We start from the raw sequence: 26,968 nt of genomic DNA, 5'->3' as shown, positions 1-26,968 counted from the left end.
GCCCGTTCGGGAGAAGCGAACGCTGCATTCGTGGTTGCCCCCGCTTCTAGTGATTCCTTTAGGAGGGCGATGCCCGGAGCCAGCCTCCTGGATTGTTCCTCAGAGGAGCGAGCCCTCGGGAAGCGAGCCTTTCGGCTCCCCTTTAAGCGCTTGAGCACGTTTTCGCTTCGGCGAATGCGTATGATCGGCCGGTCTACTATCTTCAGCCCCCCCCTGAATTGACCGTTTCCGCCGGAGCTTGGCCAGACCTTCAAGCAGCGCTTGGTCGGCGGCAAGTTTTCCGCGAGACAAAACGACCTTCCTTCTCACGTCTAAAGTGAAGGCTTCGATATCTGAGAAATTCAGGCCGTTCAATGTGCGTACGAATTTTTCCTCAATAAAGGCAATAGAGTCACCGTAGTCTTTCCGGAGCCGATGAAACCACTGGGATATTTCCTGCGGACGTGGAAGTGGCACGTCCACTCGAAGCTCGAAGCGCCTCCACACGGCACGGTCCAAGAGCTCGGGGTGATTGGTGGCGCACACAATCACGCAGTTCGTGGGTATCGAATCCATTTGCAACAGAAGCGAACTCACGACGCGCTTGATTTCTCCGGTCTCCTGGGTATCGCCCCGTTCCTTGCCAACCGTGTCGAATTCGTCGAAAAACACCACGCAGGACTGCCCGGCGACAAAATCAGTGAGCCGGCGAAGGCGGGACGCGGTCTCGCCGAGATAGCTGGCGATAAGTCCGTCATACCGGACGACATAAAATGGCAGCCGCAGCTCGTGCGAGAGTATTTCAGCCAGACTGGTCTTGCCCGTCCCGGGCGGCCCGACCAACAGCACCTTATGCCGCGGCTCGAGACCGTGGGACCGCAACAATCCGATTTCCGAATACTCGTCAATGAATTCCTGGATTTCCCCCGACGTCTCCGGTGCCAGGACGAGATCCTTGAGCCTACGGCTCGGCTTGAGCTCGACCAGTGCGTCACTCAATTCTGGCGGGATGGCGTATTCACGCATTCTCGGCGCACTGGACCTCTTCCTACGATCTGCGTCGATCGCGTCGACTAGTCGCTCAGCGATTCCGTTCTGTTGTTGGGCCCGCGCCTCGGCGACAAGCGCCTGAAGCGGCAGCGAGGCACGGTCGCTGGAAAAGCCAAGATCGTCATCCTTCCGTGCGATGCCGGTTCGCGCCATTGTTCCGTTACCTTCCGCGCTCGACTCGTCCCCAATGCGGCGCTGTTTCCCATTAATGATAAGCCAATTGGCAACCAGCGCCAGAGGCAGGGTGCAAAAAGCTGCCCCTCTCCTGACGATCCTATTGTCATTCGAAGCCCGTTAACGTTCGGTTTTGAGGCTGCCACGGCGGTTCAAAGGTGACACGGTTTCGATGAGACGTGCAGTACCTTCTTTCACGCCGCGCCGCCACTACGAAACGCTCTGTCCGCTCCTCTGGCGTCCGAGGGTCCATGAGATGGCCTCCCCGTGCACCACACCGGAAACCTCCTTGCCGAGATGTCGGTCAAGCACTGGTCGCCATGGCACCAGCGTGAACTCGCGCGACTTCTCGATGACAGCGTACTTGCCGCTGGCAAGGTCGACGGATCGGCGCAGCGTGCCTTCTATTCGATCTCCAGGCTGCGCTTCGGCATACGCGAGACCGAGCTGATCCGACAGCTGGCCGGCGACACGGTTCAGCTCGCGCTGGCGCAGGATCGAAATCATGTTGGCGCGGTAGACGGTCCGATTCTGCTCTTCATACGCGAGGCCTTGCGCGATCAGCCACTGCCGCCGGCGGACTTGCGCTTCCTGTACCTCACCGCCAAAGCCGGAGTTGCGCAAGGCTTCCGGTCGGTCGGCAACCAGCTGCCGGTCAATCCAGGTGGCGCCGTCAGAACGGACCTGTCGCTCCAGCGGCATTGACGAGAGCTTGTCGACAACAACAGGCTCGGCCTGGCCCGCTGGCGCTCATAGTCAGCGACACGGTTGAGGTGATCTGGCGCGATGATCCAGGCTCCGTCCGGCTCGTGCTCCACGCCGCCGGTCGCGCGGCGGATCGCCTCCAGCCGCCGCACATGGGTTTCGGCGAAGCGTTCGGTGGCGGACGGATCATGCTTGAGGTGAATGTCGATGGAATAGCGGCCCTCATGAGTAGCGGCGATCTTGGCGATCGCCCGGTCAACCCGCGTGGGCTCGATGTTCCTCGGGGTGACACGCACGATGCAGCCGTCGGGCGTCGGCCCAGTGGCCTCGCCCTTGCTGATATCGACATAATGGCTTTTCCCGTCCACACCGTCGACGACGAGGTAATGCCGGTCGCTGATCTCGTCGGCCAGCCCACGCACGACGACGCGACCGACAATAGGTGCGGCCAGCGGTTCCGGTCGATCATGCACAATGTAATCGGCAGCACTGCGGGCGAGCCCCTTGCCGGTCAGCTCGCGATGCATGGTCTTGATGATGTCGCCGCGCTCGCCAATGCAGCGCAGCGTCGCCTCAAGCTCGTCGTCCAGACGCCACCTGCCAGAGCCGATCTCATCGGCTAACCCCATCCGCTCGAGCTTGCGCAGGCGTCCCTGATGCAGCGTCTGGCGAAAGGCGTCCCGGCCGTCCGGCGTGACATGTCCGTCGTCATCGCGCATGCGTAGCAGCTGCCGGTCAATGCTGGTGAAGCGCTCCTGCTCCATTTCCTGGCGCAGACGATGTTCAATTTCGCGATCGGTGCGAGGACCGAGATCAAGGCTGACCAGCTCCGCCGCCCGCTCGCGCATTCCACTTGAAATATACTCCCGCGCGATGACGAGATTCTCGCCGCGATCGTCCTTGCCGCGAACGATGATATGGGTGTGCGGATGGCCAGTGTTGAAATGGTCGACGCCAACCCAGTCGAGCTTCGTGCCGAGATCTTCTTCCATCTGCGCCATGAGGCGCCGCGTGAGCGGTTTGAGGTCGTCATACTCGATGCCGTCTTCTGCCGCGACGATGAATCGGAATTGATGCCGGTCGCCATCAGCACGGTCGAGGAAGTCCTTGCCGTCGACGCGATCCTTGTCGGCGCCGTAGAGCTCGCCAGGCGAACCTTCCCGGGTGACGCCATCGCGCTGGATGTAACGCAGGTGCGCACGCGCGCCGTTTTGGCCGTTGCCGGCGAGCTTGACGACGCGAGCCTTGACGACAACCCGCCGCTGCCGAAAAGCAGCATACCGGTCGCGTGACTTGAGCAGCGTAGCGGCCGCTCCACCTCGCCCCGTCCGGCTTCCGTTGAAGCGTCCCCCGTGCTGGGGCTTGCCGCCGGCTCGGTTGATCGCCGCCCGGACCTGGCCGGCGTAACGTTTGCCAGCCTTCGAGTCGCGCGAGCCGATTTTGCCCAGCTTCGGCGTGAATTCGTCATCTTGCATCGGGGCCTCCGGCCAACTTCAAGCAAAATCGAGGCTTGCCGCGACCCACCCTCCTGGCACAACCGGCAGCCTCCGGGAAAAACGATGTGCAGACAAACACTTCGCCTCCTTCTGGAGGCGGTGCCTTTATCTTGCCTTACGCGCCCCTCGCCCCTCGCCTTAAGCGTCCCTGGCCCCTCCCGGATGCCCTCAACATCGCTAGCCATTGTGCTTCTTTGGCCGCGGGCGATCCCTGCCGAGCGGCACGAAAAGGCCGCCATTCGTTTCACCGGCGCGAACACCGCCGCGAAGGAAGAACAAAGAGCGTCCGGAGGGAGCGTTCCGCCCCTTTGAAGTTGTGGGTTGGCCTTTGAATTCGTTCATGTCGGCCGCCGAAATCCCCGTCGCCTCAAGCTGTTTCAGATAGGCAACGGTCTCTTTCGGCAGCGGCCTTCGAAGCTTCAAATGGCCTTCATAGCGCTCGGGTCCAGCGTTGTAGGCGGCAAACAGGCCGGGGAATCCGAAACGCTTATACATGGCGCTGAGATAGGCGGTTCCGGCCAAGATGTTGTCGCGCGGATCGTGCGGGTCGGCTCCCAGACCGTGCTCGACGCGCATCTCCTGATAGGTGCCGGGCATCACCTGCATAAGGCCCATGGCGCCGGCGCGGGAGGTGATGGGACGGCCATCGAGGACGGTCTTGCCGCGGCTTTCGGCATCGATGACGGCGCAAATCCAGGCCTGGGGAATGTGGAAGCGTGCGCTTGCTTCCGATACGAAGTGCTGCCATCGTTGCAGCTGCGGACTTTGGGAGATGACGGCTGGCTCAGCGCCGGTCGAGGCGGAACAGGCGCATGGCGCGACGGCGATCATGCCGAGCATCAGGAGGGTCACTCGGTCCATAGCGGCACCAGCCTCCCGATGATGTTTTCGGCCGGCACCGGCCCGAAATAGCGACTGTCGAAGGAGTGATTTTTCTCGTTGCCGAGCAGGAAAACCTCGTCATGGGCGAGCGCTCGGCAGCCGTTCCACCAGGGCAGCGGACGGCCTTGCGTGTCGATTTTGAGCCGACGGGCGACGATCTCGCCGCCGATGATGATGGCATTACTAAAGGCGCAGACATGCTCGTCCGGCAGCGCGGCGAGACGCTTCACCAGCGGTATATCGCGAGGCAGATAGCCGCGTTGGTCGGCGAGATAGGCAACGAAGCCAGGCGGGCGGGCGAGCACAAGATCGCCACGCGCAGGCGTGCCAGACCCAACGCGATAGAGACCGACCGGCGCGCTAGCCGAGGCGTTCCAGACCAGCAAGGGAGACGGCTTTGGGAGCGCCGTGAAGCCTGTCAGGCTCAGGCCAATCGCGGCGATGGCGATTGCCTTGCGCGCCCGAACGCGCCGCAAACGGCTGCCGATCAGATGGATGGAAGGCCGCTGGCTCATGAGCGGTCTCCCTCGTCGGCTGAGCCGGAACCGCCCTTGTCATCGTCGGAGCCAGGTTCTGGCGGGCGGCCTTTCGACCAGTCGTCGAGTTCGTCGATGTGGTAGCGGACATAGCGGCCGTGCTTGCGGTATTTCGGGCCGCCGCCGGTCAGCCGCATCTTTTCCAGGGTGCGCTGGGACAGGCCGATATAGAAGGCAGCCTGCGCGGTGTTCAGAAACGGACTGCCCTTCTTGGCGCGGGCCGCGCGGTCGTTTTCGTCGTCCATGATGGTCCTCGTTTCGCTTCGGACAAGCGACCGCGAGGATCGGCGAGCGAGGTCGTCCTGGGGACGGGCGAAGAGTCGGGTGGGAGTTTTCGCCGCCCCTTCGGGCGAGCGTCGGCGAGAACCCCCGCGCCGAGTTGCGGCGCGAGGGCTTGAGCCGGCCGGTCAGTCGGCCGGGTTCCAGATGACGGCGTAGGTGTCTTGATCGTCTTGGCCGGCGGCGCGGCCGAGATTGGCGTAGAGCTTACGCGGACCGAACTCCGGTGCGGCGATGGACAAGCTCACATAGTCGTTGCCGGAAGTCTCCCCGGTTCGGATCCAGCCGGCGCCGACCTCCACGCCCTGCGTCAGCACCCGGAAGTCGGGATGGTTGTCGGCGGACTTGCTCCGATTGGGCACGATATCGATGTCGGCGCGGACGCTGAGCGTCCTGAGCTGGCCTTTGTAGCTGCCGTTTTCCTGCTTGTTGACGTAACCGATCGCGGTCATTTTCCTGTCTCCTTTTGCTGTCGCCGGGGACCATTCCCCTGCGATGGCGGACCGTGATGGGCGCGTCCGGACCGCCCGAACCCGGCAGGGCCGCAGCGGCAGCGAAGGACCCGAGCGGGCAGCTTTTTTGAAGCGAAGCGGCGCGAGGAAGCCGCGTCACGCGGCGGGGAAAAAAGCTGGTGGCGAGGGTTTCGGGCGGGCTGGAACCGCCCATAGGTCAATGAGCCAGCCGCAGGGGAATGGTCCTCAAGACGTGTGGGGACAGGTCGCGTGATCGGATGAGCACAACAGGCGATCGGAACGCGTGCGGCGGGTTCCGCACGCTCAACACCGTGCCGGATCGATAAATGTGCCCGTGCACCGGAAGCTCCAGCAGGCATCTCGGCGTGGTAATCGAGCACTGACAAGGGCGAGCTTTGGCGGCGATGTTGTTGCCGGAGGCGGAGTCCAAGAGGGCGGAACGTGCAGCCAACGCGCCCCGGAGAGGCGCCAACCCGCGGCTATCGACGAGCCGCCTCGGCATGGCGGACGATTCGGGGGTAAACAGCGACCGGGCCTTGGCCCATTGATCGGCGGTCGGAAGCCACCGCGTTTCGTGTGTTTTCGGTTGGGAACTTGGTCGAATCCGCGCCAGCAGGTTCCATTGGAGCGAAACCGATCGTCTCGGCGTGATCGAGGAATTCGACCACATTGATACCGATGGCCTTCGCGAGGTCCGCCTGGCTGAGACCAGACGCTTTTCTTTTATCGACGCGGACATACCCGGATGATCGGCCAGCCGCCATCCGCCAAGGTTAGGTCGTTCCTAGCGGCGCGGCGGGCACGGCTGAGCCCGCGTCCGAAGTCGACGAGGAAAGGGTATTGCTCCCCCGATTTCCGAAGAAGGCCACTGGTCGCAATTGCCCCTGTGGGCCGTGGCGATCTTTTGGTCGCGCTTGCGACATTCTTGTCAGCCTTCGGGACACAACAATGTTTTCGGATAGGCGCGCACGAGGGAGCAAATCAAGGAATCTCAATCATGCGAGCGCCGGGACGCCCAACCGGACTCGATCCTCACCGCGTGGAGACCGGCGCGCCGTGCTGAAGAGCTCGAAGGTGTCAAAGGCCTTCCTCGACAGGGGGAACATCAACAGCGCGATGGTAGAGGCGCGACGGCCGCGTCTTCGCAGATCGCAGCCTGCGCACGCAATTACACGCTAGAGACAAAGCCTTACGCGGTCGATGCAGTGCCCGCCGGCGTGCGGCAATGCATCGGCTCGGCCCGTCCGGAACGGTTTTCGCCTTCCCTAGCCGGTGCGGAAGTTCTGACTACTCCGACAGTACAGCACCTTTGCTCGGTCCGGGTGACCACGCGATTGTGCGGCGCGCTCGGTCTCGGTCAAGGCACGGCGCCCCTGCTCAAGCCGACAGGGCTTCGGCAAAAGATAGTCCGATTCGGTGCCCCCAAGTGAAATGGCATAGCGCTTGCTGTTATCCGTTAGAGCCCACCAAAGCACGTAGAAAGCTATGAACAGATCCATGGCAAAAACGCGAAGTTCCATACAAGCGCCCAAGGAGACCGTGCACATTGGCGCCGAACGTCCCCTCCAGACGTCCCTCCTCCGGTATCTGATTTGCTATGGCTGGTTCGAGACTGACGGAGCCGTGGCGCTCACCCAATTGTCGCTTACCCGCCTCCGCCAGGAGGATGCCTTTTTTGGAACACGGCATCGACCAAGTGCGGCCTCTCGGGCCCAGGACTGTCGTCGACGCGATCGACGTGCATCAGGCGACGGTAAGCCGGGTGACGTCGAACACATACATGCAGACCCCGCGCGAAGTGTTCGAACTGAAGTATTTTTTCACCGTCGCGAGCGCGTCCTCCCAAGGTGGCGACGTGCTTTCCGACGACGACATCGTCGTCCGGCCCAAGGAAAGGGCCATCGATTTGCGCGCCGCACCGTCACAAAATATCGCGAAGCGATGAACATCCCCTCGTCCGTGCAATGCCGCAGGGAATGGCGCTTCTGGCGTTAATGCGGGTCAACGCAGCAACCCGAGTTTGCAGCACATCCAAACTGGAGACCCTGTTGATGACCGAATCCGCTACGGGCTTCATGGACGGAATTCTGCATGACCCAAAACAGCCAGATCAACGGTCTGGTCCCGCATGGGGTGCAGTCATTTCGCTTGCCTTAGGCACCTTCGGGCTTGTGACGGCAGAGTTTCTGCCTGCCAGCGTGCTGACGCCGCTCGCGCATGATCTCTCTATCACCGAGGGTGCAGTTGGACAGGCGCTGACAACGACCGCCATTGTGGGGGCGATCTCGGCGCCGACGATGGCCGTCATCACAAGGCCCCTGGACCGCAGGATCGTCATATGGGCGATGACGCTGCTGCTGATCCTGTCGAACGTTCTATCGGCCGTCGCGGGGTCGCTGCCGGTTCTCCTAGCCGCCCGCGTCGTGCTCGGCATAGCACTCGGAGGGTTCTGGTCAATTTCGGCAGCGCTGGCGATGCGGCTTGTTCCAAGTCACCTCCTGCGGCGCGCCATGTCGATCATCCTCACCGGCGTTACCTGCGCTACCGTTTGCGCGGCTCCAATCGGCGCCTATGTCGGCGACATCTGGGGATGGCGAACCGCCTTCATGATCGCTGCGGTCGTCGGCGCCGTTACGCTGGTAGTGCAACTCATAACCATTCCGAGGCTGCCTCCGATTGGAGTGACGAGCTTCCGCAGTCTGCTGGATGTGGCCAAGAATCCGATGATCAAAGTCGCGATGTTGGTCGTCCTGCTGGTCGCGTCCGGGCACTTCGCCGGCTTCACCTATATCCGCGCCTTCCTTGAGAAGTTTCCCGCGCTTGATATCGAGACGATCTCGCTCGTGTTGCTCGCCTTTGGCATCGGCGGCTTCTTCGGCAATTTGGCCGGCGGACTCCTGGCCGAGCACAGCCTCAAGGCAGCCGCGGCCCTGCCGCCCCTGCTTATAGCGATGGCCACTGTCTCGCTGCTGACGCTGGGAGCATCGGCTTGGGCCACGGCGATTGCGGTTACCGTATGGGGCTTTGCCTTCGGCGCGGTGCCGGTGGGACTGCAGACATGGATGGTGCTGCACGCCACTCCCGAGCAGGCCGAAAGCGCCGGTGGGCTGATGGCCGCAACGTTCCAGGTGGCCATCGCAGCGGGCGCGATTTTCGGCGGACTGCTGATGGACAATGCCGGCGTCGCCAGTGCCCTTACCTACAGCGCCGTTGCCTCGTTTCTCGGCGCCCTGACAGTGTTCTTGCTCGGCCCGAAGCGCGAACCTCAGACCACCTGACAGAGAGGCCATCAGTGCAGCGCGGGAAAGATGCAATCATCAGCCGCGCGGTGCGATCCTACGCACGATTTTTGGCGGTTGCAGGCCTCGTCTCCGGGTGATCGGACGCTGTTGTCCGGTCGATTTCGACCGGCGGGGGCGTTTCGAATGATGGTGCCGACGAGAGAAACTACGAGAGTGCCGAACCGGACCGCCTCGCCGTCGACCGCTCTGGCATGGCGACAATGCCGCTGCAGTGTGGGTATAACCATCTGAATTCTGAAAGATCCTCCAACAGGCGAGAACACGCGACGTGGCCACAAAGGCCGCTGCTAACGGTCAGAACGTGCGGTCTATGCAGCTTTGTCTTGCGGCGAGCATCGGGCGGATCGCGCGCCTGATCTCTTACATGAAGCTCGGGGCCGAACATGCCCCGCAGCTTCTGATTCGGCCCGAAATAGAGGATCGTTCGGCGATATCGTAGTTGTATTCACCAACTGTGATCCAGCCGCGATTGAACGTCGACAGCCCCGCGCGGCGGATTTCCAGCGGCGGAATCTCAAGCGCCGCCTGCCCTCGGTAAGGCGGCTTACCGGAATTCGGCAGGACGACGAGAGGAGTTATCTCACGCTCAGGATCCCCGCAATTCGGTGCCGCGCATGGCGAAAACCTTCAGCCTCGCATAGCTTGCGGTAAAAGTACTTCTTCCACTTCATGTTTTTGGTGTTGCCGGCTGCCAGCGTGGGGAAACACGTGCCACGCCGTCATGCAAAATCATCGAATTTGAGTCAGACCCAATTTTGCACGCCGGTTCGCACCCGTATGAGGCGCTGAGTAAATCTAGACTAAGACCAGGAGTGCCCGCGACTTCACATGCGGGATGCCTCCTGCAACATTATCTGCCGCATCCAGATGCTTGCCGGATCACTGTTGTGAAGGGTGGGCCATTGGACGGCCTCGGTGAACGTGGGTAGTGGCCGCGGAAGTTCGATGATCCGCAGGGGGAAGGTTTTTTTGAAATGCTGAACCAGCCGGAAGGGCATGGTCGCTATACGAGTTGTGCCTGAGACCATCGGCGGGATCATGCTAAAGGCCTGTACGACGATCTCAACACGTCTCTTGAGACCATGCTCAAGCAAAAACTGTTCCTCGATGGATGGCATCTGGGCACCGCCGACCCTGAACGCAATATGTTTCATCGACACGTATCTCTCGAATGTAAGCTGACGTGGCAACTGCTTGTTCGTGGGGCAGCCCACGCACACGAATGTCTCGTCGAACAGCGCCGCTCTTGGATGGGCGCTCGACATGAAAAATTCCGGAAGAATCACAAAATCGACGTCACCGCGCCGGAGAAGCTCATCGGGGTCGTCGTCGAGCGGCCGCAATTCGAAGCTGACGGCGGGTGCTTCGCGTGCAACCCGCTCCACGACCTTTTCAAAAAACACGAGTGTGGCGAAATCGGAAAGAATGATCCTGAAGCGGCGATCGGATTGAGCCGGATTAAACGGATCCCAAGAAATAATCGAGCATTGGATGTGCAAGAGTGCGCCACGAACTGCGGGGGCGAGTGTTTCCGCACGCGGGGTTAGAACGCGTTCGCGGCCGCTCATCGTAAACAGTTCATCGTTGAAATAGTCGCGCAGCCGGGCGACGGCCGCGCTCATGGCCGGCTGACTAAGGTTGATGCTGCTTGCCGCGGCCGTGAGGTTGCGCGCGGTTAGCAGTGCGTCGAGCACGACGAGAAGGTTCAGATCAAGGCCTTTGAAACGCATGCCTCATCTGTCCGTAACGTGGTTGTTTGTCATCGTGACCATTATGGGCGCTCGTTTACGGTCCCACTCAGAGGTGTTGTGTCCCGACCTGCCGCCCGCGCGCGTGGAGGACGTACTCGTCGCGGTTATGGGGATTGCGCGGCAGATGAGCGAATGGCCGACCGGTACAACAGTCGATCGGATAGGTCCGGAGCTATGAAACATGTTGATTACAGATGCGAATTTTTCACGTGGCTAATTGATTACAGATTGAGATTTGAGCAGACTTGGGCGTGGCGGCGTTCCGACAACGATCCGCGACACATATCCGAGGTCGCGCGCAATCCTGCGAATTGCCATCGCTATGACGACAATCGCCACTCCAAGCACAGTTGCGAAGGCGAATCTGGTCGTGAGATTCCAGACTTCCCCAAACTGTATCAAATCCATGAGGCGAAACACGGCACCCTGGACCAGGTAAAGCAGCAGCGTGCTCTGACCAAGCTGCACCGCGACAAAGCGAGCTAATCTAGTCGAATAGACAAGTCTCCAGCATTGGAACATAGACTGCATTGCTACCGCAGAAGCCGCTAAAGAGCCAGCGAACATCAGCAAAACTTGTTTAGCTGACTGTTCATCATGAATTAAAACGAGATTGTTGTAGGCATAAGTCTCCTTGCCCCACCCGAGGAAGCATATGAAAGCCGCTATCGAAAATAAGACAACAAAAATCGATTTGTAACGCCAGATGATTCCATTCTGCCATCCGATCGGCTGGGCAAACAGGAACCCTAAACAATAAAATGGGTAAGTGTATTTTAACAAGGGGGTTATTGATAACGTGATGGGTGCGAATGCAACCGCAATTGCAGATGCGCTTATGATCCATATCGACAGACGGTTGAAAGTTGTAAGAACTCTAATCAGAATGAACGAAATAAATGCCGCCCATATGAACCAGTAGGTTCCAATAACCTCCGTCGGCAAATCCAACAATGTATCAGTTAAACTCTTCATGGGAAAAATAACTGCGGACTTTAACGTCCAAATCAACGTACACCAAAAAAGCATTGGCAGTAGTAGCTGCATTGCCCGCTCACCGACACCTTGGGTGAACGATTTTCGCAAAATTGCCCCAGAAGAAAGATATCCGCTTATCGCCATAAAAAGAGGCATATGAAACATGTAGATCGACTTGAAATACGGCGACAGCCAGAAAGCGTCGGTGCCCTGGTAGATTAAATATTGTAACAAGTGCCCAATTATCACCAAAGTAATGAGTATGCCTTTGGCGAAATCAAAGCTTAGGTCTCGGTTGTTTGTCCCTGCTGGGCACGAGCCGCGTCCCTTCGCTCCGGCTCTTATGTGATCAAGCATCAGACTCCAGCCTATCTGTTGCAGTTGTTACTTGCCGTTTCTGGGCACGGCGAGCGGGGTGCAAAGGATCGAAAATCACGCGGATCGCGGCGTGGTATGGAGGGCCGATTGGGTGCAACCGAGCGGACAAAATCCCAGTGCCTGATCGCAAACCTCGAGCGCATTGGCGGTCGCGATCATGTGTGGCGATGGGGAACGCCCGGCACTATGGTCGTCTGGCCGTCTCTGCAGAACCTCTCAAGATGGTTTCGCAGCCGGTGCCGAACCATGCCAAAAGCGAATGGAATGCCACGCTGCTGCAGCACCGGACGCGTGACGCGGATAGAATGGCTCATTCCGAGTCTCTCAAGATCCGGATGCATCCTGTACGATCCGAGTTCGCCTACCAAGAAATCAACCTCGCCAACCGTGAAGAAATGGCGCAGCAGGTCCTAGTGAGCCGCTACGCCGTGCACATCAGAGCCGATTGCGCGAACCTCCGGCCCTGCACCGGCCCAGCTATAACCGCCTGAAAGCCCCTGTCGCCCATGGGCCTTTTGGAAGAAGGCGGAGAGTTCGACATGACCGGCTACTTGCAAGTCATTTCCCAGCACACGCTGCAGAAGCAGTGGCGTGGTCGGGCGCATGCCAAGTGCGGTCATCTATGCAGCGCCCTGGAAGTTTGGTAAAATCGATTGTTTAGATCGCGAGCATCCACGCTATGGATAAGTGAAAGCCATGCGCTTCAAGGGCCTTGATCTGAACCTTCTCGTCGTGCTCGACGCACTGCTGACCGAGCGGACCCTCACGGCGGCGGCAAGCAGCATCAACCTTAGTCAGCCGGCCATGAGCGCGGCCGTCGCCCGGCTGCGCGACTATTTCAACGATGAACTGTTTACGACGAGCGGCCGCGAACGTGTTCTAACCCCGCGTGCGGAAACACTCGCCCCCGCAGTTCGCAGCGCACTCTTGCAAATCCAGTGCTCGATTATCTCTTGGGATCCGTTTAATCCGGCTCAATCCGATCGCCGTTTCAGGATCATTCTTTCCGATTTCGCCACACTCGTGTTTTTTGAAAAGGTCGTGGAGCGGGTTGCACGCGAAGCACCCGCCGTCAGCTTCGAATTGTTGCCTATCGACGACGACCCCGATGAGCTTCTCCGGCGCGGTGACGTCGATTTTCTGATTTTTCCAGAATTGTTCATGTCAGGTGCCCATCCAAGAGCGGCGCTGTTCGACGAGACGCTCGTGTGCGTGGGCTGCTCCACGAACAAGCAGCTGCCACGGCAGCTTACATTCGAGAGATACATGTCGATGAGGCACGTTGCGGTCAAGTTCGGGCGGACGCTGAAGCCCTCCATCGAGGAACGGTTTTTTCTTGAGCATGGTCTCAAGAGACGTGTCGAGATCGTCGTGCAGGCCTTTAGCATGATCCCGCCGATGGTCTCAGGCACAGCTCGTATAGCGACCATGCCCTTCCGGCTGGTTCAGCATTTCAAAAAAACCTTCCCCCTGCGGATCATCGACCTTCCGCTGCCGCTTCCCGCATTCACCGAGGCCGTTCAATGGCCCGCCCTCCACAACAGTGATCCGGCAAGCATCTGGCTGCGAGAGATATTGCTACAGGAGGCGTCTCGAATGACTTCTCCGGGGGACGCCAAAAGGCGCCCCAAGCAGCCCTAATTTACTCCCGCGTCTCACGCCGGCACTCGCGTCAATAGCCCGTGTCGGAAGAGAGCGATGCTCGCGGCAAGTGCGCCTGCGAGGTCGTCCAGCGGGTGGGCTGCGTCGACAAACGGTGCGAATGAGAAGAGCCCCCCATAGCCGCCATCAAGCAGTGCCCGGATCTGGCTGCCATTGTCGGAACCGACCAGGACGCGATCCGGGTAAATCCAGTGGATCGGATCGTTCACGCTTGAAATGTGGACGAGACCGGTCAGATCGCAGGAGAAGAACGTCTCCCCAGCAAGCGTGTGGTGGAACGTGTCGTGCACGAGGCGGAAGACGGATTGGCCATCAATGGCGGCAATGGCCTTGGCCGCTTCGTTCTTCGATCGAAGCGAGCAGGTCCGGAAGCCCAGCGGCTCGATGAGACCGATCAGACCGCGCGACTGGAGGATCGGCTTGAGCGCCTTCAAGGCGACGCGGAGATCGCCCCGGCGCTCGACATTGGCGGGCCAGGAGCCGTCGTTGACCGGCACCAGCATGAGCGTCTTGGCTCCGCAGGCCGCCGCATAATCGGCGAGCTTGCTCGCCTCGGCCCTGCGGGCGGGGGTCCACTCGTTGAAGCGCTGCAAGGCATTGACGGAAATAATCCCAACGCCTGTGTCGGCGGCCGCAGACCGGACGTCCGCCGCCGGCATGCCGCGTGCAACAGCATTGCTGCCCGGTTGGCTGCGGATCTGGACATCGGTTAGGCCCTGGTCGCGGGCAAAAGCGAAAAGTGCCCTGACGTCAAGTCCGGGGGTCGCCATGTAATCGAGTGCAAAGCGGGGCGATGCTTGGCGCATGGCTTGGCTTTCCTTCCATGAAACGGGCGTCATTCTCGGCTGACTGGCTTCTACCGTGCGTTGATTCGCGAGGTCCGAAATGATGGGCATGAGCGAGGCGAGGCAGTCGTACTCACGTTTCTCTCACGCTATGTTTTTCTCTCATTTATGAGCCGACGTTCACCCAAACGGCGGTGCCGCGCCTCCTGAGACATGGCTTGAATAGGTGCAATGACCGAACTGGCTCGCAGCCTTCCAACTGCTTCCGCAAGGTACCCGCCAACCCTGAAAGATGCCCAATCGATCAGATTCAAAGTCAGGCAGCAGGGTGTTTCGCCAGAGCGAGGCCGACGCCCAGCGCGATCATCGCGCCGCCTGACGCCTCCCTCAGGCGGCGGATCAACCCGGGACGCGCTGCCGCGCCGTCTTGAATGCCGCTGGCCACGACGGCAACCACGATGTCGGCGAGCGTGTTGAGCGCAATGGACACGGAGCCAAGCACCGCGAATTGCAGAGCCACGAGCCCTGCGCTCGGATTCACGAACTGCGGAATGAAGGCGAGGAAAAAGACTGCCGTCTTCGGGTTGAGCGCCTCGACCAGTACCCCTTCACGAAACGCCCGCCGGGGTCCGACTGGACCCACTGCGGCGCCGTCATCGCCGCCAGTCGCTCCCTTGAGGCGGGCGGCTTGAAAGGTGCGAAAGCCGAGCCAGACGAGGTAGACCGCGCCGAACAGCTTTAATGCGGAGAACAGTTCCGAGCTCTCGAGCACGATCGCGGAAACACCTAAGCTTGCCGCGAGGACGTGGATCATGCCCCCCAACCCCGTGCCGAAGCTGGAAGCGATACCTTCCCGACGACCACCGGCGAGCGTGCGCGCGGCAACGTAGAAGATGCCCGGACCGGGGGTGATGGCGAGCACGGAGGCCGCGGCGAGGTACAGGGCGAGTGGGGTCAGTTCTGGCATGATGGTCGATTCCGACGAAGTTCATGATTATTTTGGGATGAGAGCGGCGACGTCGCGGTCAGATGCCCGCTCGCTCGCCGCAAGGCCCGCCGCCACGCCAGCGCGGTCGGCCGCGTTCCGGTTCTGGCTCATTTTGCGCTTGCCCTCCAACCTCGTGATTGGCATGCGCAGGCCGACGATTCCGCGGAGTTGCGCTTGTACAAAATCCGGCGGCGCGTCCGACACGGCCCAAGGCGAGGCGCGCTCGCCCTCGTGGTGGTCGGTCAGCCGATTCACGACGTCCAGCAGTCTTCCCGCTTCCTCGAAGAACTCGACCGGGCCATAGGCGTGGACGGCGACGTAATTCCAGGTCGGGACGACCTTCCCGGTTTCCCGCTTGGTCGCATACCATGCCGGCGTCACGTAAGCGTCCGGCCCCATGAAGATGGCCAAGCCGTCGCCCAGCGGCGGAACACGGCACTGGGGATTGGCCTTCGCCAGGTGCCCGTAGATCACGCCGTGCTCGCCCTCGCTCTCGTCAAGGAAGAGGGGCAGTGGCGTTGCGAGCGGCCCTTCCGCCGTGACGGTAACGAAGTTCGCCAGCAGCGCCGCGCGAATGGTCGCGCGCAGGCATTCCTTGTCGTCGTCGCGGAAAGCGGGAGGGATGTACATCGCGAAACTCCTTGCGTTACCAGGTCAGATACTGGCAAGCTGGCATATTGGAAACAGCCAGTCAGAAGCTTTTGAGGCGGTCCAGTTGGGGAAAGTTGGCATCTCGCGCCGCATCGGAGCACCGGAATCCCCCGGTGCCGGTCACGGTATGCGAATTGCTTGCCAAACCTTTTGGACGCAGCCAGCGATCCCGCTTGGTCGCGCTATGTGAGCCTGCGGCAAGCCCAATGAAATTGATCCAACGCGAAGTGAACCATACATTCAAACAATCGTCGAAGAGTGAACCTACCGGCGGTGCTGGGCCATGCCGAGAGCGTGCGCGGGTCCTCATCGTAGCAGGTGACAACAGACGTCTACGCTTAGCCAACTGTCGGAGCCGACCCGTTCGTCCGATGTCGACGAAGTGCTTGTTCGCAGGGCGTAAACGGCCTGTAAGCCTTCATAAGCGAGACCACACAGGTACTGGCTGGGAAAGCAGGTCCATGCGATCTCGCATTTCAGTGATGTTCTGGAAGCGAGCGAATTTCATATCCCCAGGCATCTAATGCAGGAATCAGATTGGACAGCGCCATAACGGTCTGGTTGCGCAGACTGGCTTGAGTGCTCCGTGTCGACTCGTCGGGAGGGCATCCGTCGTGCAAGAGCACGATTGCGCCGGGGCGTACCGAGGCGAGCACTGCATCGACGATCGCGTCGGTGCCGGGGCGCGACCAGTCTCTTGGGTCGATCGACCAATGAAGGGCCGCCAGCCCCGCGATCTCTGAGGCAGTGAGCACTTCTTCGCTCCAGGCGCCGTATGGCGCGCGAATGTAGCGGATCGAGGCCTGCGGGCATGCTAGCATGATGGCCTGGTTCGCCTCAAATACCTCACGTTGCACTTCGCCCAAGCCGCACTTGGACAGGTCCGGATGAGACATCGTGTGGTTGCCTACCTCATGCCCTTCTGCGATCATTCGCTGGATGAGATCCGGATGCTCTGCGGCGTAAGCACCAATGACGAAGAATGTCGCTGGCACCCGATTTTGCGCCAGCACATCGAGTATCTGTGGTGTGAAACATGGATTGGGACCGTCGTCAAACGTCAGATAAACGCTTCGACGCCCGGTGCCGTCAGCGCATTCACTCTGCACCTCCCATCTGTCATCGAGACGCCTCATAGCTGCGAACCCTTGCGGTCAATTGTTGTACCGGTCGGCCATTCGCAATCGGCATAACCCCGATCCTTGAGGTAGGGGCCTACGCTATCGGAGGGAGCTTGTCGCGAAGAGCCGACGCGATGCAGCTTGCGCCGATCACCGATGTACCTGGTCGAAAAGGGGATCGGCTCGCTTGATGTTCGGCGCAGACCAGGAGGGACACACCAGAAAATGCTCCTCGGAGCCAACGCATGCATCGACAATCTCCTTAGGGCTGCATCCTTGAATTCTTCCTATGGGACGTTCTGTCGAATCGGCAAAATCGATTGTTTCGATGACAAGCATCCACGTTGCGGATAGATGAGACAAAGGCGTGGATCGCGCGCAACCTCACGGCGGCAGCAGCATCATGTCAGCCGTCCATGAGCGCGGCCGTCGCCCGGCCGCGCGACTATTTCAACGATGAACTGTTTACGATGAGCGGCCGCGAATGCGTTCTAACCCGCGTGCGGAACCGTCAGCGTCTCAGAGTCGAGCGACGACGTCCCGCAGCATCTCGACGCCTTTTTCGATCTGCCGGATGCTCAGGGCGGAATAGCCCATGACAAGCCCGACGCGGTCGGCTTCGCCTGCTCCCGACTGCCGATGATAAAGCGGCGAAATCGGGTGCAGACCCAGACCCGCGTATTGGGCAGCTTCGACCAACGCCGTTTCACGCGATCGCGGCAGGTCGTTGAACCATATGACGACGTGCAGTCCAGCCTCTGCCCCCTGGACGGCGATCCGACCTTGAAAACTCCGCTTCAGGGCGGTCAGCAATGCCTCCCGGCGCTCGCCGTTGATGCGGCGCACGCGGCGCACATGGCTTTCATAGCCACCGCTCTCGATCAGAGAGGCCAATGACTCCTGCCCCGCCATCGGAGAATGCCGGTCGGCAAGCTGCTTGGCGGTTTCGAAAACCTGCAGGAATTCCGCCGGGACGACGAGATAACCGATCCGCAGCATCGGCGAGAGCGTCTTGGAGATGGTGCCGAGGTAGATGACGGCCCCATGATCCTCGAGGCTATGCAACGGGGGAACGGGGCTGATATCGTAGCGATATTCGCTGTCGTAGTCGTCCTCGATGACATAGGCGCCCTGCTCCCGCGCCCATTCCAGAAGCTGATGCCGCCGCGGGATCGGCATGACGCCGCCGAGCGGAAACTGATGCGAGGGCGTCACATAGGCCAGCCGGGCCGCGACCCCCGCCAGTTGCTCCGTTTGCATGCCGTGATCGTCAACCTCGACGGGAACGGGCGTGGCACCTGTACTGGCAAAGACCTGGCGCGCCATCCTGTAGCAGGGGTCCTCGATGACGAAGCTGTCCCCGGGGTCGAGCAGCAGGCGCGCGCAGAGATCGAGGCCCTGCTGCGAACCATTGACGATGACGATCTGCTCGGGGTCGCAGCGCACAGTACGGGCGCGCCAGAGATAGCCCTGAAGCGCTTGGCGGAGCCGGCTCGAACCGCACGGATCGTCATAGGCGAGCCGTGCCGGCCGCTGCGCCATCGCCGCGTTCATCGCGCGCTTCCAAACCGATGCGGGGAAATCTGAGGGCGCCAGGACGCCATATCGGAAATCAACCTTCAGCGTGTTCGGCAGGTAATCCGGCCAGCGCGGAGTACCACGCAGCCGTTCGCCATAGCTTGACAAGTGAACCGGGCCGAACCGTTTTGGGGGATTGGCGGTCAGCTCATGTCCCAGCAGTGAGGATGCGACACGAGGGCGCGCGCCTTGACGGATGTCGATGAAACCTTCCGCGGCCAGCTGCTCGTAGGCGACGGTGACGGTCGTTCGCGAGACTCCAAGTTCCTCGGCGAGACCACGGGAGGACGGCAGCTGGCTGCCGGTGCCGTAAACGCCTCTGAGGATCTGCTCGCGAAGCGCTTCGTAGATCTGGCGCGCGCCCATGCCATGCGAGCGGGTTGAAGCACCGGGACCTGGAGACTGGACCATTTCTTTTCCTGCCAACTGGACATTCCATATCAACCAGTTTGCAGCCACTCCTTCCGAAAGCCAAGAGCACGTCTGAAGCCGATGCCCGAGACCGCAATCCAAGACCGGAAAGTGGCACATCTGCGAACGATGCCAAATTCGGCTTCGCTACCCGCGCGATCCATCACGGCTACGATCCGGCTGGTTTTCCCAATGCCGTTCAACCACGCGCCTTCCTGAACTCGACCTACGATTGAAGGTGTTGCGGCGAATGAGGCCGCAGCCTTGGCGGCGCAATCCTCGGCGACGCGGAACCCCTCCACACGCTGTACGAAACGGCCTTGCGCTACATCACCGGCGCGGCGCTCCCGACCATGTCGGCCTTCCTGGTTCTGCGCGGGCTGAAAAAGACTCTCACGCTTCGCATGGAATGGCACAGCACCACGGCGCTTGCGATCGCGCAGGTGCGCGACGGGCATTCGGCCGTGGGTTGGGTGAGCTCCCCTTCCTCGACTCGCATCCCGATCAGGCGATTGCCCGAAAGCAGACGTCGGGCATCGCCAACGCTAACCGCGCGGGTGGCCTTGACCAACAGATCTCGAGTCCTGAAGAAAGCGCCGGCGAAATCCGCAATGGCGTCATAATTGGAGGGCGAAGGGTCAAGCCGCGCTAAGACATGATCGTCGCCCCACCAACGCATTTGGCCAAAAAGCATCTCAACGACGAATATGCCGGCTTGGCGCGCCGTAGGGCGGCCGCCTTATCCCGCGAGCGGCGCAGCCCGCTCGCAGGTCCCGTCCGCTATGCGGAACACCAGGCTGATGCCGGAGACCATAGGCAGTCACCGAACCGGCTCCGCCGTCGAGAAACGACAAATTGGTGCTGTTTTGGGCCACCGGCAAGCAAATCCATTACTGATCCTCGACTGCCATAAGGGTTAGATGGGTTGAACATGACATGCTCGCGAGCAGATGCAATCGTCAGGATCCTTGCCTCAGCCGATGGATTGGGCACAGTCATATGAAGATGCTTGGACAGACCGGTGTTTCGGCAACTGCTATCTGTCGTCCAGCGATTGGCATCAGTTTTGATGGACGCGAGCAGCTTGCGAGGGACGCATGCGAACGCGGCGCTGCTCCCACAACCGTCGCAGTTCTCCTGTGAGAGCCTCGCGCTGGGCCTGATCCAGCGTAATTGTATCGAGGAGATCCGCCAGCACGGCTTCGCCTTCGATCCGCGTCAGCAGATCGAACAAGTCATGTGAAATACGCACACCGTCACGGCTGGAGTGATCCGTTCGGATTTCGCAGACGGTCTCCTGGCGATCCAGCGCCGTGTGAGCGCGGACCTTATACAGGGATACATAAGGCGGCAATGAAACCGCGAGCGCAGTCCAATCCTCCAGCGTTGTGGCCCGTTTTTTGACGAGGAACGGCCCGACCACAAGTCCATCCAACCCTGTCGTCAGGAACGTGGCAATCGAGTCTGCAACTGAATCCACGATCGGCTCGGCATTGTTGTTAAAGGACGTGTTGAGCAGAATTGGGATGCCAGTGCGCTGCTTGAAGGCATTGATGACGTCCCAGTAGGCCGGACTGGCCTTGCGCGATACTGTTTGCAGCCGAGCCGTACCGTCGACGTGCGTGATGGCGCCGAGCAAACCACGCTTGGAGTCGCGCACACGGACCACGAAATTCATGAAGGGAAATTCGCACGCACTGCCTGGGAGGTCGAAAAATTCGCGCGCATCCTCCTCCAGCACTGATGGGGCGAACGGGCGATACCCTTCCCGCTTCTTGACCATGGCGTTGATCCGGTCCTTGTTTGTGGCGGGCCTGGGGTCGGCAAGAATGCTGCGATTTCCGAGCGCGCGCGGCCCGAACTCCGAACGACCTTGCACCCAGCCGATCACGGCGCCACCGGCCATCCACTCGGCTGCCCTATCCGCCACCTCCTCAGTGCGTTCAAACTCCAGGTGCCCCGCCCATGCCTTTAGTTCCTCTTCGACAGCGTGATCGCTCGCGAGATCCGGCCCCCAATAAACCTCCTGCAGTCGCGCACGCGGCGCGGGGCGGCCTAGCTCACCAGACACGATTAATGCAGCGCCCAATGCGCAGCCAGCGTCATGCGACGCGGGCTGCACGAAGATGTCTTCGAAAAGTCCTGAATAGAGCAGCTTGCCGTTCATGGAGCAATTGTGCGCAACGCCGCCGGCCAGGCACAACCGCGTCATCCCGGTGGCCTCACGATGATGCCGAAGAATGTGAAACACGATGCGTTCGAGTGCTTCCTGTAACGACGCACTCACATCTTTGTGCTGCTGAGTGAATGGCATTCCCTTTTGCCGGACCTGAATGGTGCGAAGCAAAGTCGGACCGATGCGGTCCAGGTGGACGCGATACTCGCCGTTTGCAGACAGTTCATAGAACTGCTCGAAAAGCTCGCGATAGGGAACGGGATCGCCGTAGGGGGCAAGCCCCATTACCTTATATTCATCGAACAAGCCGTAGCCGAGATACCGGATCACCTCGAGATAAAATAGCCCAAGGGAATTGTTCTCTGGGAAAGTCGCGAGTTGCGAAATTTCAGCACCAGATCCTACCGCCACAAGACCCGACTGGAAATCACCAGAGCCATCAATCGCGAAAATCAGACTTTGCTCGAAGCCCGACATTGCAAAAGCACTCACGGCGTGCGCCTGATGATGACTTACGAATGAGATACGCGAAGGGTCGAGCTCGCTACCGAACTCCTGCGCCAACAGCTGCTGCACCAAAAATTTGGCATCCAACGGAATGGAGGCGTTCGGCTCGGAAGCAAGCATGTTTTCGAGCATGGCGTTGCAATAGGCTTCGGTAGCGTAGTACGCCACATGATCGATTTCGCTGAGCTGAACCCCAGCGGCTGAAAGACAGTATTGAACCGAACTGATTGGGAGCTTGTTGGAGTGTTTGATCCGATTGAGGCGCTCCTCTTCTACGGCCGCGATGACGTGTCCGTCTCGGACGAGCACCGCAGCGCCATCGTGCATGAATGTATTCGCAATCTGGAATCGGTTTTCATAGACTTTGTCTAATCCGCCGCTCAATCCTAGACACAGCATCTCGCTCTCCGTTTATCGTACAGGAAGACTGAATTGGCCTGTCTCAAGGCCGTTTGATCAAAAACACAGGCTGCGTTGTCGTTCGCCGCCGCGAACGCCAGTCAGACATCACCAACCTCAAAGAAATTCTCTTACGCCTGGATCAACATGAGATCCTGTGATCGAGGTCCCGGGCGTTCCATAACGTTGAGAGATTGAGTGGATGCCACGAAGACCCTGGGTTGGATGCCGATTTGCGTTGCGATGTCGTTTTTATTTGCAGCACGAAGTCCGTAGCGCATTGTTTATCTCACTCTCTTTCGTCAGCGCATTAGTCGGCGGCGCAACAGCGCCATCGAGAGGAAGAATGGCAACAGCGCGTACAGGCCGAGCACACCGACGTGCAGGGCGATGCCGCTGATCGGGCGATCAAGCATAACCGGACGAATGAGGTCGATCGCATGTGACAGCGGCATGCACCGCGCTATCTGCTGAAAGGCGCCAGGCAGCTGGTTCAATGGGAAAACGGCGCCCGACAGGAACAGCATAGGTGTGAGGACAAGCGTCTGGTAGAACACGAAGTAATCGTAGCTGGGCGAAAGTGCGGTGACGATCATCGCGAGGCTCGCAAATACGCACCCTGTCAGAGCAATGATTGGCAGCGCATAGAGGACGGACGGCCAGGCGGCATAGCCCAAGGTTGCGGTGACGATGGTAATAGCCGTACCGGCCATGAAGGCCTTGGTGGCTGCCCACGCCAGTTCACCCAGAACGATGTCGCCGAGGGTAACGTGCGTATACAGCATGGCTTCCCATGTGCGTTGAGAATGCATGCGGGCGAAAGCCGCGTACAATGTTTCCAGGGTAGATGCGGTCATCGCACTTACCGCGACCATGCCGGCCGCCAAAAAGGCGATATACGACGCACCGTCGACGCGGCCGACCATTATGCCGAGGCCGGTGCCTAGGCCGAAAAGGTAGATCATAGGATCGGCAAGGTTACCGAGAAGCGACACGAGTGCGACTTTCTTCCATGCCAGATAGTTGCGGCGCCATACCGCAACCCAGTTCCACGCATTGGCCGGCAGCGCCGCCGCAAAACCTTCAATCATCGTTCACTCCTCCATCTCGCGCCCGGTCAGTCGCAAGAAAACATCCTCGAGATTGGCTGGACGCAGAAGAAGACGCAGACCTGCTCGCCCCTGCAGTTGCGTGCGCACCTGGTCAGGGTCTGGCGCATAGCAATAAAGGGTTTCGCCGCTGACCTCGATGCGCTGGGAATGTGGCTTGACCAGCGACAGCAACTCGTGCGGATCGCCGCCATAAATCTCCATGACCTGGCATCCGATATGCTCGTCGATCAGCGCCTGCGGGCCGCCTTCGGCGATGTTGCGGCCCTTTTCGAGCACGCACAGCCGATCGCATAATCGCTCAGCCTCTTCCATGAAATGCGTCGTCAGGATAATGGTCTTGCCGCGTGCCAACAGGGCGCGCAGTCGCTCCCAGATCAGGTGGCGCGCGTGCGGATCGAGGCCGGTGGTCGGCTCGTCCATCACAATGAGCTGGGGGTCGTTGATCAACGCCCGCGCCATTGTCAGGCATCGCTTCATGCCGCCGGACAGTTCCGAGACGCGCGCATCCGCCTTGCGCTCGAGGCGAGCGAACTCGAGAAGCGACGGGATGACCGCTTCGCTCTGACGTGTGCTCATGCCGAAGTAGCGTCCGAACACCAACAGGTTCTCGCGTACGGTGAATTCCTGGTCAAGATTGTCGAATTGCGGGACCACGCCAATGCCCCTGCGTGCCAGCCGAGCGCGCGCCGGCACCGGGACGCCGAGCACCGTGATCGTGCCCGCGTCAGGGCATGTCATGCCGAGGAGCATACGCGCAATCGTGCTTTTGCCCGCCCCGTTTGGTCCGAGGAGGCCGAAACACTCTCCCGACGCAACGGAGAACGACAGTTCGTCGACAACGATCTTGTTCCCATACGACTTGGTTACGCCGGCAAAATCGACTGCCACGGTCGACAGAGAGTCAGGCACGGAGCTTTTCGCGCTTGTCTGCCCGTGAGACTCCCGTTCGATCGCAGGAGTCTCGAATCGCCGCAAATCCTCTGGGCCCAACTTACGCTTCAACACTTGATGTTTCTGGTCCTGGCTCAAAACTCTTCCACCTGAGATCACGTGACTATTGCTGTTCGCTGTAAGCTGCGTCAGATCCCACCAAGTTCGGCTTTGAACTGGTGCCGCCAGTGTCTGTCACATTGGCCGCAGAGCTGCGCGACAACCAATCGCTGTTGCTCAATGTGCACAGCGCGTATGCTTTCAACGGGAGCAAGAGAAAGATGTTGATGAGTGTGTGGAGCGAGAAACCGAGAAATCGAAGTTGGCGCGCACGAAACGCTGCCACGCTGCAGCGAACTATAGTCATGGCTGCAATCATCAGGCATGCTGTCCAAGGCGCAGTACCTGTCGTTACCAATTGCGCGAGCCCCGCCAGAATCGACAAAGAGAGCAATAATGGGCCAATATTCTGGCCAATCACGTCCAATGTGAGATAAATATTAAGGCCGCGCAGCAGTTGGAACGCCAGCAACGTGTCACGGAAAGTGCTCCGGGCCCAGCGAAGCTGTTGGCGCAGATAGGGACCCATGCTGTTGGGAACGACTGTTGCCGCGACGGCCTCCGGGACATACTCTGTTCGAAAGCCTGCTTTCAGCATCAGGATCGTAAGGTGGCGGTCCTCGCCGAAGTCGCTCGGCTTCCCTCGAAAGCGCTGCGTCTCGTACTGATCCAGCAGCGAAACAAGCGCGGATCGCCGGTACATGGCACACGGACCGCAGCAACACATGACGGCACCGAACCGAGCCTGCGCTGCCCGCTCTTCGTTGCAGGCGAGCCAGTATTCCATGTCGATCAACCGCGTCAGCCAAGTTTCACTGCGATTGCTAGCCGCCAACTGGCCCATGGCGGCGCCGACCGCTTGATCTTGCATTTTCAGCGCAAGCCTTGTGATGACGTCCGGCGCGAGTATCGTGTCCGAATCTACATTCAGCACCAAATCGCCGCACGAGCGGCGAATGGCGGCAATCTGCGCCTTGCGCTTTCCGACATTCTTTGGGAGCGCAATGAAGTTGAACCTCGGGTCGCCCGCGTATTCCTCGTGTACACCTACGAGGGCATCGCGGTTTGCAGAACCGTCATCAACAACATAGACCTGCAGTTTACCGGCGTATTCCTGACTTGCAATGGAAGCCAGGCAGTCCGAGAGGGTGCGAGGCGCCTCGTTGTAGCACGGGATAATGACATCGACGCTCGGCCAAGGCTCACCGCCGGGCGGGTCGCCCGAGGTCGGCGGTACGTTTGTAGGCAGGGTATAAAACACCTGCGCGGTTTTGTAGACGGTCGACAGCAGCGCATAAGAGCAGATGGCAACAGTACTGGCTGTGGCAAACAGGGTCATGAGATGTCAGATTTTTCTGTGAATTTGAGGAAGCGAGCGGATAACAGATCCGCGGTCATAGCTCTGGACCGTTCCGATCGATCAAAGTGCCGGCCGGCCACTCGCTCATCGAGCGTCCAATTGGGAGCACCATGAGGAGTACGTCGTCGTCGACTCGCGTCGTGGAAGGCAGATCGGGGTACACGTCCGGGAGGGTTGAACGCACGCGAACGCCCGTCAGAATGTTCGCCAAGCCTTTGCGGCAGAACCTCGAAACATGGTTCCGGAGCGCTTGCCGAACCGTGCCGAAAGCGAATGGAACGCCAAGCTGCTGCAGCACTGGATACATGACGCTAATCGAATGGGCGATTCCCAGCCCCTCAAGATCCGGACGCACCCCGTATAGACCGAGTTCAGCGACCAGCAGATCAACGTCGCCAACTTTGATGTATCGGCGCAGCACGCCCATGTGAGCCGCTATCCCGTGCACATCATAGCCGATTGCGCGGAGCTCCGGCCTTGCACCGGCCCAACTTCGACCGCCTGCGAATTGCTTCCCATTAAAGGCTCCGGTCGGCTCATAGGTCTTCCGGAAGAACTCAGAGAGTTCGAGGTGATCGGGAAGCTGCAACTCATTTTCCCAGCATAACCTCCACTGCACGTCAGGGCGCATGCGAAGACTTCCTCTTTTTCGGGTTCTTTTGTGCACCTCACGCGGTAGAGCAATGGCGGTGCATGTCATGGGTCTATGAACGACCCTCCCGGATTGGTAAAATTGATTGTTTAGATCGCGAGCATCCACGCTATGGATGTTAAAACCATGCCTTTCAAAGGCCCTGATCTGAACCATCTGGTCGTGCTCGATTGGCCCGATAAGCGGCGGCACCGATGGCAGCTGTCGGTGACACAACCTGATTCAAGAGCGCCGCCAGCGCGTGGCTGCGCCCGTGCCGAAGCAGCGATCAAGTGGAGGATGGCCTGACTGTTAGGCTCTCAGCAAACGCGGCGACCGTTGGCGCACGCTGATGATGCATGGCGATCGCGCAGCTCTGGATCGCCGGCGGCAAACAGGTTCCGCGAAGCTCTGGCTCGACAAGTTGCGGCAAGGCGGCATGCCAATGGCGCGATGGTCGCGCTCGCCAACAGGAATCGTCTGGTCAATGCTTTCGAGTGTTGCCGGTCAACCGGACTGTCGGTGAAAGCACCTGGAGAGCGGGAAGGAGGGCGCGCCCGGATGGCGCTACTTCGAACGAATTGTTTGAGGTTTTGGCCGACTGGAACACCCAG

Annotated in this window: 21 protein-coding genes and 4 pseudogenes; 5 read left to right on the top strand and 20 right to left on the bottom strand. The window is 60.0% G+C overall.

All coding sequences use genetic code 11. The annotated features are described in order from the left end of the window. Positions 1–99 precede the first annotated feature (99 nt). From J1C56_RS30385 to J1C56_RS30360, 6 genes and pseudogenes are all read right to left on the bottom strand, one after another. Positions 100–1,182: an AAA family ATPase gene (locus J1C56_RS30385; RefSeq protein WP_214393655.1), complete on the bottom strand. Its 1,083-nt coding sequence runs from the start codon at positions 1,180–1,182 to the stop codon at positions 100–102. 231 nt (positions 1,183–1,413) lie between these two features. Beyond that, positions 1,414–3,383: pseudogene (gene rlxS / locus J1C56_RS33545) on the bottom strand (relaxase/mobilization nuclease RlxS). A gap of 198 nt (positions 3,384–3,581) precedes the next feature. Continuing rightward, a complete protein-coding gene (locus J1C56_RS30375; RefSeq protein WP_214393654.1) occupies positions 3,582–4,265 on the bottom strand; it encodes a lytic transglycosylase domain-containing protein in 684 nt (227 codons plus the stop codon). Next, complete coding sequence (locus J1C56_RS30370; protein ID WP_214393653.1) at positions 4,253–4,801, bottom strand: S26 family signal peptidase; 549 nt, start codon at positions 4,799–4,801, stop codon at positions 4,253–4,255. Before J1C56_RS30370 ends, J1C56_RS30375 begins: the two co-directional genes overlap by 13 nt. Beyond that, on the bottom strand, positions 4,798–5,067 hold the full coding sequence (locus J1C56_RS30365) for a helix-turn-helix transcriptional regulator (protein ID WP_069091175.1): 270 nt from the start codon (positions 5,065–5,067) through the stop codon (positions 4,798–4,800). Before J1C56_RS30365 ends, J1C56_RS30370 begins: the two co-directional genes overlap by 4 nt. Before the next feature lie 162 nt (positions 5,068–5,229). Further along, on the bottom strand, positions 5,230–5,553 hold the full coding sequence (locus J1C56_RS30360) for a DUF736 domain-containing protein (protein WP_006328923.1): 324 nt from the start codon (positions 5,551–5,553) through the stop codon (positions 5,230–5,232). A 1,693-nt stretch (positions 5,554–7,246) separates the two neighbouring features. On the opposite strand from J1C56_RS30360, the pseudogene J1C56_RS30355 reads away from it, so the two are divergent. Together J1C56_RS30355 and J1C56_RS30350 are read left to right on the top strand one after the other, a co-directional pair. Continuing rightward, a pseudogene (locus J1C56_RS30355) lies at positions 7,247–7,569 on the top strand (RNA polymerase factor sigma-54); the annotation flags it as partial. A gap of 56 nt (positions 7,570–7,625) precedes the next feature. Next, entirely contained in the window at positions 7,626–8,852 is a 1,227-nt protein-coding gene (locus tag J1C56_RS30350; protein ID WP_214393688.1) for an MFS transporter, read from the top strand. Between the two features lie 621 nt (positions 8,853–9,473). Here J1C56_RS30350 and J1C56_RS30345 read toward each other — a convergent pair. Both J1C56_RS30345 and J1C56_RS30340 read right to left on the bottom strand, forming a co-directional pair. Continuing rightward, positions 9,474–9,580, bottom strand: a pseudogene (locus tag J1C56_RS30345) (nitrogen fixation protein NifQ); the annotation flags it as partial. A gap of 120 nt (positions 9,581–9,700) precedes the next feature. Next, positions 9,701–10,606 (bottom strand): LysR family transcriptional regulator, encoded by a 906-nt coding sequence (locus tag J1C56_RS30340; RefSeq protein WP_214393652.1) that lies wholly within the window; start codon positions 10,604–10,606, stop codon positions 9,701–9,703. Between J1C56_RS30340 and J1C56_RS33540 the strand changes: the two genes are divergently transcribed. Further along, positions 10,518–10,805 (top strand): GNAT family protein, encoded by a 288-nt coding sequence (locus tag J1C56_RS33540; protein ID WP_214393651.1) that lies wholly within the window; start codon positions 10,518–10,520, stop codon positions 10,803–10,805. The genes J1C56_RS30340 and J1C56_RS33540 overlap by 89 nt on opposite strands. 35 nt (positions 10,806–10,840) lie before the next feature. Here J1C56_RS33540 and nolL read toward each other — a convergent pair whose 3' ends face one another. Beyond that, entirely contained in the window at positions 10,841–11,962 is a 1,122-nt protein-coding gene (nolL, locus tag J1C56_RS30330) for a nodulation factor fucose acetyltransferase NolL (protein WP_214393650.1), read from the bottom strand. A 176-nt stretch (positions 11,963–12,138) separates the two neighbouring features. Continuing rightward, positions 12,139–12,588 (bottom strand): annotated as a pseudogene (locus J1C56_RS30325) (GNAT family protein). A 91-nt stretch (positions 12,589–12,679) separates the two neighbouring features. On the opposite strand from J1C56_RS30325, the gene J1C56_RS30320 reads away from it, so the two are divergent. Beyond that, on the top strand, positions 12,680–13,624 hold the full coding sequence (locus tag J1C56_RS30320) for a LysR family transcriptional regulator (RefSeq protein ID WP_214393649.1): 945 nt from the start codon (positions 12,680–12,682) through the stop codon (positions 13,622–13,624). Between the two features lie 14 nt (positions 13,625–13,638). Here the strand turns inward: J1C56_RS30320 and J1C56_RS30315 are convergent, their stop codons facing one another. The 5 genes from J1C56_RS30315 to pdxR all read right to left on the bottom strand — a co-directional run bounded on the left by J1C56_RS30315 (position 13,639) and on the right by pdxR (position 19,179). Then, positions 13,639–14,451 carry a TIM barrel protein gene (locus J1C56_RS30315; RefSeq protein WP_246592167.1) on the bottom strand — a complete coding sequence of 271 codons (813 nt, stop codon included), beginning with the start codon at positions 14,449–14,451 and terminating at the stop codon, positions 13,639–13,641. A gap of 295 nt (positions 14,452–14,746) precedes the next feature. Then, positions 14,747–15,397 (bottom strand): LysE family translocator, encoded by a 651-nt coding sequence (locus J1C56_RS30310; protein WP_027033372.1) that lies wholly within the window; start codon positions 15,395–15,397, stop codon positions 14,747–14,749. A 27-nt stretch (positions 15,398–15,424) separates the two neighbouring features. Next, entirely contained in the window at positions 15,425–16,048 is a 624-nt protein-coding gene (locus J1C56_RS30305; RefSeq protein WP_214393648.1) for an FMN-binding negative transcriptional regulator, read from the bottom strand. Between the two features lie 497 nt (positions 16,049–16,545). Next, positions 16,546–17,205, bottom strand: coding sequence for a chitooligosaccharide deacetylase NodB (gene nodB / locus J1C56_RS30300; RefSeq protein ID WP_214393647.1), 660 nt, complete (start codon positions 17,203–17,205; stop codon positions 16,546–16,548). A 504-nt stretch (positions 17,206–17,709) separates the two neighbouring features. Continuing rightward, the gene (gene pdxR, locus J1C56_RS30295; RefSeq protein WP_010913827.1) at positions 17,710–19,179 is read right to left on the bottom strand and encodes a MocR-like pyridoxine biosynthesis transcription factor PdxR; all 1,470 of its coding nucleotides are present in this window, start codon (positions 19,177–19,179) and stop codon (positions 17,710–17,712) included. A 320-nt stretch (positions 19,180–19,499) separates the two neighbouring features. Here pdxR and J1C56_RS30290 point away from each other — a divergent pair, with 320 nt between their 5' ends. Beyond that, positions 19,500–19,802: a PLP-dependent transferase gene (locus J1C56_RS30290; protein ID WP_246592166.1), complete on the top strand. Its 303-nt coding sequence runs from the start codon at positions 19,500–19,502 to the stop codon at positions 19,800–19,802. Positions 19,803–20,239: 437 nt separating this feature from the next. Here the strand turns inward: J1C56_RS30290 and J1C56_RS30285 are convergent, their stop codons facing one another. The 5 genes from J1C56_RS30285 to J1C56_RS30265 form a co-directional block, all read right to left on the bottom strand. Next, on the bottom strand, positions 20,240–22,261 hold the full coding sequence (locus tag J1C56_RS30285; RefSeq protein WP_214393646.1) for a carbamoyltransferase family protein: 2,022 nt from the start codon (positions 22,259–22,261) through the stop codon (positions 20,240–20,242). 302 nt (positions 22,262–22,563) lie between these two features. Then, positions 22,564–23,352 carry an ABC transporter permease gene (locus J1C56_RS30280; RefSeq protein WP_010913823.1) on the bottom strand — a complete coding sequence of 263 codons (789 nt, stop codon included), beginning with the start codon at positions 23,350–23,352 and terminating at the stop codon, positions 22,564–22,566. A gap of 3 nt (positions 23,353–23,355) precedes the next feature. Beyond that, positions 23,356–24,378, bottom strand: a complete 1,023-nt coding sequence (nodI, locus tag J1C56_RS30275; protein ID WP_006328887.1) for a nodulation factor ABC transporter ATP-binding protein NodI — start codon at positions 24,376–24,378, stop codon at positions 23,356–23,358. 49 nt (positions 24,379–24,427) lie between these two features. Then, positions 24,428–25,702: a chitooligosaccharide synthase NodC gene (gene nodC / locus J1C56_RS30270; protein ID WP_027033365.1), complete on the bottom strand. Its 1,275-nt coding sequence runs from the start codon at positions 25,700–25,702 to the stop codon at positions 24,428–24,430. 55 nt (positions 25,703–25,757) lie between these two features. After that, positions 25,758–26,354 carry a NodA family N-acyltransferase gene (locus J1C56_RS30265; RefSeq protein WP_214393645.1) on the bottom strand — a complete coding sequence of 199 codons (597 nt, stop codon included), beginning with the start codon at positions 26,352–26,354 and terminating at the stop codon, positions 25,758–25,760. Positions 26,355–26,968 lie beyond the last annotated feature (614 nt).

This window comes from Aminobacter anthyllidis (genome assembly GCF_018555685.1).
Lineage (GTDB): Bacteria > Pseudomonadota > Alphaproteobacteria > Rhizobiales > Rhizobiaceae > Aminobacter > Aminobacter anthyllidis.
Note: the sequence above shows the minus strand (reverse complement) of the source record. Positions and strands in the feature narration are given on the sequence as shown.

What these genes read in the sequence shown, in the direction of transcription:
- J1C56_RS30280 (WP_010913823.1), bottom strand. Translation starts at nt 23,352, where the DNA reads ATGATTGAAGGTTTTGCGGCGGCGCTGCCGGCCAATGCGTGGAACTGG.
- J1C56_RS30265 (WP_214393645.1), bottom strand. Translation starts at nt 26,354, where the DNA reads ATGCGCCCTGACGTGCAGTGGAGGTTATGCTGGGAAAATGAGTTGCAG.
- J1C56_RS30375 (WP_214393654.1), bottom strand. Translation starts at nt 4,265, where the DNA reads ATGGACCGAGTGACCCTCCTGATGCTCGGCATGATCGCCGTCGCGCCA.
- nodB (WP_214393647.1), bottom strand. Translation starts at nt 17,205, where the DNA reads ATGAGGCGTCTCGATGACAGATGGGAGGTGCAGAGTGAATGCGCTGAC.
- J1C56_RS30320 (WP_214393649.1), top strand. Translation starts at nt 12,680, where the DNA reads ATGCGCTTCAAGGGCCTTGATCTGAACCTTCTCGTCGTGCTCGACGCA.
- J1C56_RS30350 (WP_214393688.1), top strand. Translation starts at nt 7,626, where the DNA reads ATGACCGAATCCGCTACGGGCTTCATGGACGGAATTCTGCATGACCCA.
- J1C56_RS30365 (WP_069091175.1), bottom strand. Translation starts at nt 5,067, where the DNA reads ATGGACGACGAAAACGACCGCGCGGCCCGCGCCAAGAAGGGCAGTCCG.
- nodC (WP_027033365.1), bottom strand. Translation starts at nt 25,702, where the DNA reads ATGACCCTGTTTGCCACAGCCAGTACTGTTGCCATCTGCTCTTATGCG.
- J1C56_RS30315 (WP_246592167.1), bottom strand. Translation starts at nt 14,451, where the DNA reads ATGCGCCAAGCATCGCCCCGCTTTGCACTCGATTACATGGCGACCCCC.
- J1C56_RS30285 (WP_214393646.1), bottom strand. Translation starts at nt 22,261, where the DNA reads ATGCTGTGTCTAGGATTGAGCGGCGGATTAGACAAAGTCTATGAAAAC.
- pdxR (WP_010913827.1), bottom strand. Translation starts at nt 19,179, where the DNA reads ATGGTCCAGTCTCCAGGTCCCGGTGCTTCAACCCGCTCGCATGGCATG.
- J1C56_RS30340 (WP_214393652.1), bottom strand. Translation starts at nt 10,606, where the DNA reads ATGCGTTTCAAAGGCCTTGATCTGAACCTTCTCGTCGTGCTCGACGCA.
- J1C56_RS30310 (WP_027033372.1), bottom strand. Translation starts at nt 15,397, where the DNA reads ATGCCAGAACTGACCCCACTCGCCCTGTACCTCGCCGCGGCCTCCGTG.
- J1C56_RS30305 (WP_214393648.1), bottom strand. Translation starts at nt 16,048, where the DNA reads ATGTACATCCCTCCCGCTTTCCGCGACGACGACAAGGAATGCCTGCGC.
- J1C56_RS30385 (WP_214393655.1), bottom strand. Translation starts at nt 1,182, where the DNA reads ATGGCGCGAACCGGCATCGCACGGAAGGATGACGATCTTGGCTTTTCC.
- J1C56_RS30360 (WP_006328923.1), bottom strand. Translation starts at nt 5,553, where the DNA reads ATGACCGCGATCGGTTACGTCAACAAGCAGGAAAACGGCAGCTACAAA.
- J1C56_RS30370 (WP_214393653.1), bottom strand. Translation starts at nt 4,801, where the DNA reads ATGAGCCAGCGGCCTTCCATCCATCTGATCGGCAGCCGTTTGCGGCGC.
- J1C56_RS33540 (WP_214393651.1), top strand. Translation starts at nt 10,518, where the DNA reads ATGCTGCTTGCCGCGGCCGTGAGGTTGCGCGCGGTTAGCAGTGCGTCG.
- nolL (WP_214393650.1), bottom strand. Translation starts at nt 11,962, where the DNA reads ATGCTTGATCACATAAGAGCCGGAGCGAAGGGACGCGGCTCGTGCCCA.